This is a genomic window from Cupriavidus mimosae, assembly GCF_023952485.1.
Taxonomy (GTDB): Bacteria; Pseudomonadota; Gammaproteobacteria; order Burkholderiales; family Burkholderiaceae; genus Cupriavidus; species Cupriavidus taiwanensis_C.
Map to the genome: position 1 here is coordinate 355,458 of NZ_JALHRY010000005.1, position 12,538 is coordinate 367,995.

Sequence of the window (12,538 nt, forward strand, 5' to 3'; positions counted from 1 at the left end):
GCCCCGGTTTTTTTGCGGTCGCGTGCTTCAGGCGCGCGCGGTGGCCTGGTCCTCCAGCAACGCATCGCGGTTGGCATAGCGCGACGCGATCACCGAGCAGACGATCAGCTGCAGCTGGTGGTAGACCATCAGCGGCAGCACCAGCAAGCCCAGCGCCGGATGGCCGGCAAACAGGATCTTGGCCATCGGGATGCCGTTGGCCAGGCTCTTCTTCGAGCCACAGAACACCGCGGTGATCTCGTCCTCGACAGAAAAGCCCAGGCGGCGCGCGGTCAGCGTGGTGAAGCCCAGCACCACGAACAGCAGCACCGCGGCGATGCCCATCACCGCGCCGATGGTCTGCCACTGGTACTGGTGCCACAGGCCTTCGGCGGTGGCGTCGCAGAAGGACGAATAGACGATCAGCACGATCACGCCGCGGTCGATCTTGGTGGTGATGTGCTTCTTTTTGGCCAGCCAGTTGCCGATCAGCGGGCGCAGCAGCTGTCCCAGCGCAAACGGCAGCAGCAGCTGCAGCGCCACGCCGGTCAGCGCCTTGCCCAGCGGCATCGAGGCGCCGCTGGCGCTGATCACCAGCCCCATCAGCAACGGCGTCACCAGCATGCCGATCAGGCCCGAGATGGTGGCGTTGAAGATCGCGCCCGAGACGTTGCCACGCGCCATCGAGGTCATGGCTACCGACGACGACACCGTGGACGGCAGCGCGCACAGGAAGAACACGCCCAGCAGCAGGTCGGCCGGCAGCGTATTGCGCAGCGACAGCATCAGCAGCGCGCCCACCACCGGGAACACCACGTAGGTGAAGACCTGCACGAACACGTGCAGGCGCCAGTGCTTGGCGCCCGCCACCAGCTTGTCGCGCGACAGCGCCGCGCCGTGCAGGAAGAACACCAGCGCCACGCCCAGGCTGGTCACCACGCCGAGGTGCAACGGGCCGTCGCCGGTGCCGAGTTCGGGCGCGGCCAGCGCGATGGCGATGGCGGTCAGCATGACGAGCACAAAGCCGTCGATCAGGTCATAGAGCTTCTTGAGATTGCGGACAATACGGGACATGACTGCGGGTGAAATCCTGCGGTGTTAGGGTTTTGCCTAGTATTGGACGCCAGGCGGGTCTAGAATGCAAATTCATTTATAGAATCTATTTATCTACTTGTTGCATGAATTACACATTGCGCCAGCTGCGTGTGTTCCTGGCGGTGGCCAGCAGCGGCGGATTCAGCCGGGCCGCTGATGCGGTCGGACTGACCCAGCCGGCGGTCAGCCGCGGCGTTGCCGAGCTGGAAGACGCGCTCGGCGTGCGCCTGCTGGACCGCACCACGCGCGAAGTGGTGCTGACCGAGGCCGGCCATGCGCTGGCACCGGCGCTGGAGCGCCTGCTCGGGCAACTGGACGACACCCTCGAGGAAACGCGCCAGCTCGGTGAGCGCTATCGGGGTCGCGTAGTGATAGCCGGCGCGCCGACCATCTCCGCCCGGCTGATGCCGCTCTACGTGGCTGCCTGCGCCGCGCAATATCCGGAAATCCGCCTGACCGTGCGCGACAACGTCCAGGCCGACGGGCTGGAGCAGGTGCGCGCGGGCGCGGTGGACTTCGGCGTGCTGATCGATCCGCTGGTGCGCGACGGGCTGCTGGTGGAGCCGGTCGCGACCGACCCGTTCTGCTTCGTGTGTCGGCGCGACCATCCGCTGGCGCAGGCGGAATCGGTGCCGTGGTCGGCGCTGCATGGGATGCGGCTGGTGCTGCTGGACTTTGCCTCGGGCAGCCGGCCGCTGATCGACCGCGTGTTCGGCCGCCATGGCGTGGCGCCGCAGGTGGTGCAGGAGCTGGGCCATTCGGCCAGCGTGTTCGGCATGGTCGAGGCCGGCATCGGCGCGTCGGTGCTGCCGTCGTTCTCGCTGCCGCTGCCGGCGGCGTCGCCGCTGGTGTGGCGCCCGCTGGTGCCGTGCGAGGAACGCAGCATCGTCATGGTGCGGCGCGAGGACCGCTCCTTGTCGCCGGCCGCGGCGGCGGTGTGGGAACTGGTGCGGCGCCTGACCGTGCGGGCCGAGGCGCCAACGATCAGCGCTGCGGCCTGAGCAGGCTTGCTCCTGTCAGCGCGCGGTGACCATCACCGCTTCCAGCTCGAAGCTGCCGTCTGCCTGCACGCGATAGTGCTCGCGCACTTCCGCGGGCGCCACCTGCCACAGGTGCCGGATCGCGTCCACTGCCACCGCCGGCGTGCGCATGCGCTGCACCCAGCTGTCGAACTCGATGCCGATGCGCCAGGTTTCTGATACGGCAATCGCATCCGCGGCAAAGCCCGCGGCTTCGAACATCGCGCGCCAGCCCGCCGGCGTGTAGTCGCGCACGTGCGAGGGGTCGCGCAGCAACTCGACCGATTGCAGCCAGGTATCGCGCAACGGGTCCGGCGCGCCGGCGATGTCGATCATCACCACCTTGCCGCCGGGCTTGAGCACGCGGCGAATTTCCGCCAGCGCGGCCGGCACGTCGCGCCAGTGGTGCGCGCTCATGCGCGACACCACCGCGCAGAAGCCGGCGTCGTCGAACGGCAGTTGCTCGGCCGCGCCCTGGCGGGTGCGTACATTGGCCAGCCCGCGCTCGCGCGCCGCGGCCTCGACCACCGTCAGCATGTCGGCCGACAGATCGTAAGCGGTCACCTCGCCCGCCACCGCGGCGGCGGCAAAGCTGGCGTGGCCGGCGCCGCAGCCCAGGTCGAGCACGCGGCTGCGCGCGCGATTGGCCGCGGGAATCAGCGCGGCCAGTTCGTCCTTCAGTTGCTGCAGGTCCGCGCCGCTGGCGTGGACAGCGCTGGTGAGATAGGCGCTGGCGGTGGCGCCGAACTGGGCGGCGACGAGTTCCTGTTGCTGCATGGTGCTGGGCTCCTTGGGCCACGGCCGGGCCAGGCCGGCTGGCGGTGGGTTGTCGGGGGACGGGACTTGCCCGCGAGGCGGGTTCGGCATACTGTAGGCGGGCCAATTTCCCGGTACAAGTCACTGCTTTATCCTGGTATAAGCGCCACCAGCCCGCCATGCCGCCATTCGCCCTACCAGCAGATCCGCCATCCTCGACAGCCTCGCGCGAAGCCGTACTCGGCGCCTTCCTGCGCGCGCACCGCGAACGCCTGACGCCGGCCGACGTGGGACTGGCGCCCGGCCAGCGGCGCCGCACCCCCGGCCTGCGCCGCGAGGAAGTCGCGCAGCTGGCGGGACTGAGCACGACCTGGGTCACGTGGCTGGAGCAGGGCCGGCCGGTGGCGCTGTCGGCGCGCGCGCTGGCCAGCCTGGCCGCGGCGCTGCGGCTGTCGCGCGCCGAACGCGCCTACCTGTTCGAGCTGGCCAGCCGGCGCGATCCGCAACACGCCGCCGGCGAGCCGGTGCCGCCCGCGGTGCTGGCCAGCGTGCATGCGATCGAGGGGCCGGCGTACCTGCTCGACCGCCAATGGACCGCGCTGGCCTGGAACGCCGCCGCCGCGGACCTGTTCATCGGCTGGCTCGACGCCGCCGCCACCGAGCGCAACCTGCTGCGCGCCATGTTTCTGTCGCCGGCGCTGCAGGCACTGGTGCAGGACTGGCCGCACCGCGCCGCACGCCTGGTGGCCGAATTCCGCGCGCACAGCATCCGCCACGCCGATGCGGCACCGACGCGGGCATTGATCGAGGGATTGATGGCGGAAAGCGCCGACTTCCGTGCCGCCTGGCTGTCGCAGGACGTGGAAGAGCGCGAGGGCGGGCGCCGCGGCTTTCGCCATCCGCGCCAGGGCGCGCTGCAGTTCGAGCAGCTGACGCTGGTGCCGGCGGCGGCGCCGGGGCTGATGCTGGTGATGCTGCTGCCCGGCTGAGCGGGCAGCAGCCAGGGCTTACTTGGGCTGCATCCGGATCGCGCCGTCCAGGCGGATCACCTCGCCGTTGAGCATGGGGTTCTCGATGATCGAGCGCGCCAGCTTCGCATATTCGGCGGGCCGGCCCAGCCGCGACGGGAACGGCACCATCTTGCCCAGTGCGTCCTGCACCTCCTGCGGCATGCCCAGCAGCATCGGGGTCTCGAACAGCCCCGGGGCGATGGTCATGCAGCGCACGCCGTCGCGCGCCAGGTCGCGCGCGATCGCCAGCGTCATGCCGACCACGCCGCCCTTGGACGCGGCATAGGCGGCCTGCCCGATCTGGCCGTCGAAGGCCGCCACCGAGGCGGTATTGATGATCACGCCGCGCTCGCCTTCGCTGTCGGGGGCGTTCTGCACCATCGCCGCGGCGGCCAGGCGGATCATGTTGAAGGTGCCGATCAGGTTGATGCGGATGGTCTTGTCGAAGGCATCGAGCGGATGCGGACCATTCTTGCCGACCGTCTTGTTGGCGGTGGCAATGCCGGCGCAGTTGACCAGGCCGGCAAGGCGGCCAAGCGACTGCGCCGCCGCGACCACGGCCTGGCCATCGGCTTCCGAGGTGACGTCGCAGCGCACGAACCTGCCACCAGTCTCCGCCGCCAGCGCCTGCCCGGCGGCCTCGTTCAGGTCGGCAATGACAACCCTGGCGCCGGCTTCGGCGAGCAGCCGGGCGGTGCCGGCGCCCAGGCCAGAGGCGCCGCCGGTGATGATGAAGACGTTGTCCTTGATTTCCACGATGTGTCTCCTCGGTAGGTTTCCGTTTACGTAAACGTTAAGCATTGTACGGACGCGGAACTGATGTGCAAGGGGGCGATGAATTTCCGGTCAGGATGATGCTTAGCGGGAATCGCCTGCAGATCGGGTGCCGATCACTCCGAAATTCAATAAAAAAAGCGGCCCGAAGGCCGCTTTAATCTTTCTGCAGTGTCCCGCGAGACACTTACTTCAGCGCCTCGAACACCCGCGCGGTGATCTCGTCGACGTCGCCTACGCCCAGGATCTTGCGGTACTTCGGCGGTGCCACCTTGGCCGCGGCGTCGCCGTTGGCGGCCCATGCCGAGTAGTAGTCGACCAGCGGACGGGTCTGCTGTGAGTAGACGTCGAGGCGCTTCTTGACGGTTTCTTCCTTGTCGTCGTCGCGCTGGATCAGCGGCTCGCCGGTCTCGTCGTCCACGCCCTCGGCCTTGGGCGGGTTGTACTTGAGGTGGTAGGTGCGGCCCGACGCCACGTGCACGCGGCGCCCGCTCATGCGTTCGATGATGGCGTCGAACGGCACGTCGATCTCGAGCACGTAGTCGATCGCCACGCCCGCGTCCTTCATCGCCTCGGCTTGCGGAATGGTGCGCGGGAAGCCGTCGAAGAGGTAGCCGCTGTTGCAGTCGTCCTGTTTCAGGCGGTCCTTCACCAGGCCGATGATGATGTCGTCCGACACCAGTCCGCCCGCGTCCATGACCTTCTTGGCTTCCACGCCCAGCGGCGTGCCGGCCTTCACCGCGGCGCGCAGCATGTCGCCGGTGGAGATTTGCGGAATGCCGAACTTCTCGCAGATGAACTTGGCTTGCGTGCCTTTGCCGGCGCCAGGCGCGCCCAACAGGATCAAACGCATTTACGGGTCCTCAGAGTTTTTAATCCGGTATGGCGGGAGATCAGAAGGAGGGTAACGCCGTAACTTGACACGAGACTGACTGCGGTCCCGGGTGCGCGCTGACTGCGTTCAGCGCGGGCACGGCTCAGGCGTACCCACGCGTACGGCCGGCGGCGGCTGCCAGGGGGATGGCGGCGCGGCGCACCGGACGGGCTCTATCTTTATCTCCCCACCGAGCCTTGGCCGGCGGCGCGATTGCTCGCGCCAGCGCGGCGGCTCTGTATCGGCAAGCATTATGCCATGAGGCAGCGGGGATTCGGCCCGAAATCGGCCCCCCGGTTCGGTTCCAGCAGAATCGACTTGAGCGGGCAGGCGCCGCCCGCGCTGGCAGCGATGCCTGGGGGTCGCCTGTCAGGGCCCTTCCTGGGCCATCGACTGCGCCCACAGCGCGCGCACCCGCTCGAGGTCGGCCTGGGTGTCGACGCCGGGCGCGGGCGCGCCGGCGGTCTGCATCACGGCGATGCGCTCGCCGTGCCACATCGCGCGCAGTTGCTCCAGCGCCTCGGCCTGCTCGAGCGGCGCTGCCGCCAGCGTCGGGAAGCGGCGCAGGAAGCCGGCGCGATAGGCATACAGGCCGATATGGCGCAGCACCGGCATGTCGGGCAGCGGCACCCGGGCCGACGCGGCGGGCATGGCCGGCACGCCGGACCATGCATCGCGCGCCCACGGAATCGGCGCGCGCGAGAAATACAGCGCGCGGCCGGCGGCGTCGCACACCACCTTGACCACGTTGGGATTGAACACCTCGGCGCTGTCGTGCAGCGGATGGGCCGCGGTGGCGATGGCGCAATCGGCGTGGTGCGCCAGGTGCAGCGCCACTTCGTCGATCAGCGCGGGCTCGATCAGCGGCTCGTCGCCCTGCACGTTGACGACGATGGCGTCATCGGCCAGGCCCAGTTGCGCGGCGACCTCGGACAGCCGGTCGGTGCCGGAGGCGTGGTCGGCGCGGGTCAGCACGGCTTCGATGCCGTGTGCGGCGCAGGCCTGCGCCACCGCGGGCGCGTCGGTAGCGACCACGGTGCGCTGCGCCGACGACGCATGCGCGCGCTCGGCCACGCGCACCACCATCGGGCGCCCGCCGATATCGGCCAGGGGCTTGTCGGGCAGGCGGGTCGAAGCCAGCCGTGCGGGAATGACGACGGTAAACGCGGGCAGGGTCATGGCCGCGCTGCTCAGTTGCCCGCCGGCGCGTCCGGCTCGATGACGCGGCCCGGCACCGACTGGCGGGCCTCGTCGGCCAGCATCACGGGAATGCCGTCGCGGATCGGGTAGGCCAGCTTGTCGGCGTGGCAGATCAGCTCCTGCGCGGCGCGGTCGTATTCCAGCTTGCCCTTGCATAGCGGGCAGACCAGGATTTCAAGCAGCCGGTTGTCCATCTCGGTGTTCCTCGTTGCGCCCGGCGGCGCCGCTTGCGGCGGCCGGCGCGGTCGGCGCGGGTTGGATTTGCGCCTGCACGGCGCGGCGGATTTTATCGATCAGGCCCGCGTCGATCACGGGCCTGGTGGGCACGACCCAGATGCGCGGGTCGTCGAAGCGCTCGCATTTTACGGCATCCTTCTCGGTGATCAGGATCACGTCGGCATCGAGCGCATCGGGATGGTCGACGAACGGGTCGACCACGAAGTCATAGTGGTCCGGCAGCGGCAGTGTCTTCGGCGCCAGGCCGGCGCCGCGCAGGCTGGCGAAGAAGCGCTCGGGGTTGCCGATGCCGGCCGCCGCCAGCACGCGCCGTCCGGCAAAGGCGCTGAGCGGCCGCGCCATGGTGGGATCGGCGAGCTGCCAGGCGTCATCCAGTTCCAGCCGCATGCCGTACACACCGGGACGGTCGGGCGTGGCGCGGAAGTTGGGGTCGTTGATCAGGGTGGCGTCGCGCGGGCGCGAGAGCGGCTCGCGCAGCGGGCCGGCGGGCAGCATCAGGCCGTTGCCGCCCATGCGCGCGTCGAACATCACGATCTCGAAGTCGCGCTGCAGCTTGTAGTGCTGCAGGCCGTCGTCGAGCAGCAGCACGTTGATGCCGGGGTGCGACACCAGCATGGCCTGCGCGCACAGCGCGCGGTCGGGGTAGACCCAGACCGGCACATCGGTGGCGCGCGCGATCAGCAGCGGCTCGTCGCCGACGTCGCCGGCTTGCGAGGTCGGCTTGACCCGGCGCGGGTGCTTCAGCTGCACGCCGTAACCGCGCGAGACCACGCCGGGCCGCAGCCCGGCCTCGGTCAGTGCATGCGCCAGCGCGATCACCGCGGGGGTCTTGCCGGTGCCGCCGACGGTGACGTTGCCCACCACCACCACCGGCATCGGCAGCCGCGTCGACCTGAACCAGCCGCGCTGGTAGCCATGGCGGCGCACCCGCGCGACCAGGCCGAACAGCAGCGAGAACGGCAGCATGAGCCACGCGAACCAGCCGCGGCGTTGCCACTGGGCGGTCACGAAGTCGGCAAGGGCATGGCGGGGAACGGGCATGGACGCGGCGGGCGAGAGTCGATGGTCGGGATGCGATTGTAGTGCGCTCGCGGCTACGCCCCTCGGGGCGGCCTAACCATTATGGGCATTGCCGTGCGCATGGGGCAAGACCGCCGGCCGCCGGCGCACGCCGGCGCGCAGGCCGGCCTGGGCTCAGCGCGGCTGCGCGCTCTGCGTGGCGAAGGTCAGGCGCGACAGCCCGGCCAGCCGCGCGGCCTCCATCACGTTGACCACGGCCTGGTGCGTGGCCTGGGCGTCGGCATTGACGATCAGCACCGGCGGCTGGCCGCCGGCACCCGCGACGGTACGCAGCTGGTCGGCCAGGCTGGTGACGTCCTTCTGTTCCATCACCTGCTTGTTGACCGAGTAGACCCCGCGCGCGGACACCGACACCACGATCTCCTGCGGCTGCTGCCGGGCGCGCTCGGCGTCGGCGGTGGGCAGCTGGATCTGCAGCTCGGTAAAGCGCGAGTACGTGGTCGTGATCATCAGGAAGATCAGGATCACGAGCAGCACGTCGATCAGCGGGATCAGGTTGATCTCGGGCTCTTCGCGCCGCTGGCGGGAACGGAAGTGCATGGCGTTCGGGGTGTGTGCGACGCTCAGGCGCGGCGCTGCGGCAGGATGGCGTCGAGGAACGAGGTGGCGCGGAATTCCAGCTCGGCCACGTAGTCGTCGACGCGGCGGCGGAAGTAGCGCCAGAAGATCAGCGCGGGGATCGCCACGATCAGGCCGAAGGCGGTGTTGTACAGCGCCACCGAGATGCCGTGGGCGAGCTGCTCGGGGCTGGTGCCGGTGCCGCCCTGGCTGCCGAAGATCTCGATCATGCCGATCACCGTGCCCAGCAGCCCCATCAGCGGCGCCACCGAGGCGATCGTGCCGAGCGCGTTCAGGTAGCGCTCGAGCTCATGCGCGACCACGCGGCCGGCTTCCTCGACCACGTCCTTGGCGGCGTCGCGCGAGGTATGCGGCTGCAGCACCACGTGGCGCAGCCCCGCGGCCAGCACGCGGCCCAGCGGTGAATTCTGTTCCAGCGTGTTGACCACTTCCGGCGTGGCGCGACGCTGCTGCGCGGCTGCCAGCGCCTCTTCATAGAGCTTCGCCGGCAGCACCTTGCTGCGCTTGAGCGACAGGAAGCGTTCGACGATCAGCGCCAGCGCGATGACCGAGGCGAGCAACAGCGGCCAGATCGGCCAGCCGGCCGCTTGAATGATGGAAAACAATTGGACCCCCGGGATCGACAACCGAATAACGAAACCCCAAACCACCAACCGGCATGCCTTGAGGCGCGTGGGCATGATGCCTTGCTGCGCGCTCCGGCATTGCTCTGAAAAAACAGGCGCCACTCTAACCCGCGGCCTGGCGCGCGGCAAGGGACGATGCGCGCCTGTCTCCGGCGCGCGTCGTGTCCTTGCCGCGCTGGCGGCCGCTTTCCACAGCGGGCAGGGACAGTGTTGTGGATCGATTGTGGAAAGCCGCCGGACAAGATGGCTAACTTATTGATCGTAAAGGGTAAAGCAAGTGCTGCTTAAATTTTGTGCAAAAGCGCCCCGCGCCGGCTGCGGCGCATCCGGCACGTGTCGCGGCGACGGCTGCCACGCTTTCAGGCCTCGCTTCTGTGCGCAAGCGCACCTTTCGCCACGACTTTCCACAATGCAGCGGGACAGTACTGTGGAGGGCTTGTGGAAAGGTGCCTGAGAGGTTTCATAAGTCATTGATTCCAAAGGTAGTCCAATCCATTGCCTAAAAAACGGGCAGGCCGGCTTATTCCTTGCGGCCCCGCGCCGCAGCGGCCTGGCGGGGCCAAAAACACGGTTTGTCCACAGCGGCGAGGGAGAGGACTGTGGATGGCTTGTGGACAAATCCGGGAGAAGCCAACCAAGCCTTTGAAAATAAATGGATTTATTGGTATTGCCGAGAAAATGTGCAAATGCAGCAGAAGTGTCCCGTGCCGGCGCAGCCGCCAGGCAGTCGTTGTCCGGGCGCAGATCGAGGCGCTTGGCGCATCGGATAAGCGGGCTACCCGCCACGCAGCTAGAAAAAGTATTTGTTGCGCCACATTTTATCCAGAGAAGCTGTGGATAACTTTGTGAACAAGCCCCTGGTCCGGCATGTAAGTGGTTGATGCAAAAGAGAAATGGTTATATTGCCTAATTTTTGTTGCGCTGATAAAAGACATAAGAATCAAAGGCTTGCACGAACCCATGCGCCTTTCAGGGTAGCGCTCGCCGAGCCGCGCAGCCCCCTTGACATTGCAGTTATGCTGTGGACATGTCTGATCTACGTCGCTTGACCGCGGCTTGCCCATGCCTGACTTGCCGAATTTTTCGCGTGAACCTTCCTCCACCGCGCCGCGCAGCGGTCGCGAGGTGATTCCCGTCGGTGAACTCAACCACGCGATCGCGCGCGTGCTCGAACGCAGTTTTCCGCTCGCCTGGGTACGGGGTGAAATCTCAAACTTCACCCGCGCCGCCAGCGGTCACTGGTATTTCTCGCTGAAGGACGCGCGCGCGCAGATCCGCTGCGTGATGTTCCGCGGGCGCAACCAGCATGTCGACTTCCAGCCGCGCGAGGGCGAGGCGGTCGAGGTGCGCGCCGTGGTCTCGATGTACGAGGCGCGCGGCGAGCTGCAGCTGGGGGTCGAGGCCATGCGCCGCGCCGGCCTCGGCAACCTCTATGAAGCCTTCCTGCGGCTCAAGGAAAAGCTGTCGCAGGCCGGGCTGTTCGCGCCCGAGCGCAAGCGCCCGGTGCCGGCGCAGCCGCGCACCATCGGCGTGGTCACGTCGCTGCAGGCCGCGGCGCTGCGCGATGTGCTGAGCACGCTGCGGCGGCGCGCGCCGCATGTGCCGGTGGTGGTCTATCCGGTACCGGTGCAGGGCGCGGGCGCGGCGCAGAAGATCGCGGACATGCTCGACGCCGCGGCCGCGCGCGCCGAATGCGACGTGCTGATCCTGTGCCGCGGCGGCGGCAGCATCGAGGACCTGTGGTCGTTCAATGAAGAGGTGGTGGCACAGGCGATCGCGCGCTGCACGCTGCCGGTGGTGTCGGGCGTCGGCCACGAGACCGATTTCACCATTGCCGATTTCGTCGCCGACGTGCGCGCGCCGACGCCCACTGGCGCGGCCGAGCTGGTCAGCCCCGATCGCGCGCACCTGCTCGCGCAGACCCTGCGCGCGCGCGATGCGCTCAGGCAATGCCTGCGCCGCGGGCTGGACCTGCGCGCGCAACACCTGGACTGGCTGGCGCGGCGCGTGCGCAGCCCGCAGGCGCAACTGCAGGAGCGCCGCGCGCAGGTCGACAATCTGGCGCGACATTTGCGGTCGGCATTGCGTGACACCGTGGTGTCGCAGCGCCATCGCCACCAGTTGCTGGCGATGCGCTGGCGCGCATGCCGACCCGACGCCGCCGCGGCCCACGCCGACATGACGCGCCTGTGGCAGCGGCTGCAGGCCGCCGCGCTGCGCCAGCACGAACGCGCCGGCCAGCGCCTGGCGCGCAGCGCCGGCGCGCTCGAGTTGCTGGCGCCGCAGCGCACGCTCGAACGCGGCTATGCGGTGCTGCTCGACCAGCGCGGACGCGCGCTGCGCGCTCCCGCCGAGATCCGCGCCGGCAGCGTGGTCGAAGCGCATCTGGCCGAAGGCGTGGCCGACCTGGCGATCGCCGGCGTGCAGGCCAAGCTGCCGGAATTCTGAGCCGCCGCGCGGCGCCGGGAACGCCTCCCATTCGCGTGCGGCACAGGCCCGAAAGGCTGCGCCGAAATCTCCCGGAAAGCCGCGCGCGGACAAACTAACATCGGAGCAGGGGCCTTTGCGCCGCGGTTTGCGTGGGTCTTGCAAGTCCCCTACAATCGGCAATTCCGGACCCAACAACCCCAACCCACAGAGACAGAACAATGGAACACAAGCTCCCCCCGCTTCCGTACGCGCATGATGCCCTGGCTCCCCACATCTCCAAGGAGACGCTGGAGTTCCATCATGACAAGCACCACCAGACCTACGTCACCAACCTGAACAACCTCATCAAGGGCACCGAGTTCGAGAACGCGACCCTGGAAGAGATCGTCAAGAAGTCGTCGGGCGGCATCTTCAACAACGCCGCCCAGGTGTGGAACCACACCTTCTACTGGGATTCGCTGAAGCCCAACGGCGGCGGCCAGCCGACCGGCGCACTGGCCGATGCCATCAACGCCAAGTGGGGCTCGTTCGACAAGTTCAAGGAAGAGTTCACCAAGGTTGCCGTCGGCACCTTCGGTTCGGGCTGGGCCTGGCTGGTCAAGAAGGCCGACGGCTCGCTGGACCTGGTGTCCACCTCCAACGCCGCCACGCCGCTGACCACCGACGCCAAGCCGCTGCTGACCTGCGACGTGTGGGAGCACGCCTACTACATCGACTACCGCAATGCCCGCCCGAAATACGTCGAGGCATTCTGGAATGTCGTGAACTGGGACTTCGCCGGCAAGAACTTCGCTGGCTGATCCACGCATCGTCCAGACCGCAGGAAACAAAAAGGGCCGCCAGGCCCTTTTTTGTTGCCCCGCCATTCCGTAGTCCCGC

The 12,538-nt window shown here is 68.2% G+C and carries 13 protein-coding genes; 4 read left to right on the plus strand and 9 right to left on the minus strand.

Going from position 1 to position 12,538, the window contains the following annotated elements; genetic code table 11:
* Positions 1-27 precede the first annotated feature (27 nt).
* On the minus strand, positions 28-1,053 hold the full coding sequence (locus MKD50_RS12300) for a bile acid:sodium symporter family protein (protein WP_115706067.1): 1,026 nt from the start codon (positions 1,051-1,053) through the stop codon (positions 28-30).
* A gap of 104 nt (positions 1,054-1,157) precedes the next feature.
* Here MKD50_RS12300 and MKD50_RS12305 point away from each other — a divergent pair, with 104 nt between their 5' ends.
* The gene (locus MKD50_RS12305; RefSeq protein WP_115706068.1) at positions 1,158-2,075 is read left to right on the plus strand and encodes a LysR family transcriptional regulator; all 918 of its coding nucleotides are present in this window, start codon (positions 1,158-1,160) and stop codon (positions 2,073-2,075) included.
* Positions 2,076-2,090: 15 nt separating this feature from the next.
* Here MKD50_RS12305 and MKD50_RS12310 read toward each other — a convergent pair whose 3' ends face one another.
* Positions 2,091-2,870: a class I SAM-dependent methyltransferase gene (locus MKD50_RS12310; protein ID WP_252667231.1), complete on the minus strand. Its 780-nt coding sequence runs from the start codon at positions 2,868-2,870 to the stop codon at positions 2,091-2,093.
* Between the two features lie 158 nt (positions 2,871-3,028).
* On the opposite strand from MKD50_RS12310, the gene MKD50_RS12315 reads away from it, so the two are divergent.
* Positions 3,029-3,838: a helix-turn-helix transcriptional regulator gene (locus MKD50_RS12315; protein WP_252667232.1), complete on the plus strand. Its 810-nt coding sequence runs from the start codon at positions 3,029-3,031 to the stop codon at positions 3,836-3,838.
* 18 nt (positions 3,839-3,856) lie between these two features.
* Here the strand turns inward: MKD50_RS12315 and MKD50_RS12320 are convergent, their stop codons facing one another.
* The 7 genes from MKD50_RS12320 to MKD50_RS12350 all read right to left on the minus strand — a co-directional run bounded on the left by MKD50_RS12320 (position 3,857) and on the right by MKD50_RS12350 (position 9,208).
* On the minus strand, positions 3,857-4,615 hold the full coding sequence (locus MKD50_RS12320; RefSeq protein WP_018008911.1) for a 3-hydroxyacyl-CoA dehydrogenase: 759 nt from the start codon (positions 4,613-4,615) through the stop codon (positions 3,857-3,859).
* A 205-nt stretch (positions 4,616-4,820) separates the two neighbouring features.
* Complete coding sequence (gene adk, locus MKD50_RS12325; RefSeq protein WP_115706072.1) at positions 4,821-5,486, minus strand: adenylate kinase; 666 nt, start codon at positions 5,484-5,486, stop codon at positions 4,821-4,823.
* Between the two features lie 390 nt (positions 5,487-5,876).
* Complete coding sequence (kdsB, locus tag MKD50_RS12330; RefSeq protein ID WP_115706073.1) at positions 5,877-6,686, minus strand: 3-deoxy-manno-octulosonate cytidylyltransferase; 810 nt, start codon at positions 6,684-6,686, stop codon at positions 5,877-5,879.
* 11 nt (positions 6,687-6,697) lie between these two features.
* Positions 6,698-6,901 (minus strand): Trm112 family protein, encoded by a 204-nt coding sequence (locus MKD50_RS12335; protein ID WP_012351886.1) that lies wholly within the window; start codon positions 6,899-6,901, stop codon positions 6,698-6,700.
* Positions 6,882-7,985, minus strand: a complete 1,104-nt coding sequence (gene lpxK, locus MKD50_RS12340) for a tetraacyldisaccharide 4'-kinase (protein ID WP_115708329.1) — start codon at positions 7,983-7,985, stop codon at positions 6,882-6,884. Before lpxK ends, MKD50_RS12335 begins: the two co-directional genes overlap by 20 nt.
* Positions 7,986-8,138: 153 nt before the next feature.
* Complete coding sequence (locus tag MKD50_RS12345) at positions 8,139-8,564, minus strand: ExbD/TolR family protein (protein ID WP_115706075.1); 426 nt, start codon at positions 8,562-8,564, stop codon at positions 8,139-8,141.
* Between the two features lie 23 nt (positions 8,565-8,587).
* Complete coding sequence (locus MKD50_RS12350) at positions 8,588-9,208, minus strand: MotA/TolQ/ExbB proton channel family protein (RefSeq protein ID WP_026164567.1); 621 nt, start codon at positions 9,206-9,208, stop codon at positions 8,588-8,590.
* A 1,083-nt stretch (positions 9,209-10,291) separates the two neighbouring features.
* On the opposite strand from MKD50_RS12350, the gene xseA reads away from it, so the two are divergent.
* Both xseA and sodB read left to right on the plus strand, forming a co-directional pair.
* A complete protein-coding gene (gene xseA, locus MKD50_RS12355) occupies positions 10,292-11,677 on the plus strand; it encodes an exodeoxyribonuclease VII large subunit (RefSeq protein WP_115706076.1) in 1,386 nt (461 codons plus the stop codon).
* A 200-nt stretch (positions 11,678-11,877) separates the two neighbouring features.
* Positions 11,878-12,459 carry a superoxide dismutase [Fe] gene (gene sodB / locus MKD50_RS12360; RefSeq protein ID WP_012351891.1) on the plus strand — a complete coding sequence of 194 codons (582 nt, stop codon included), beginning with the start codon at positions 11,878-11,880 and terminating at the stop codon, positions 12,457-12,459.
* Positions 12,460-12,538: the final 79 nt, after the last annotated feature.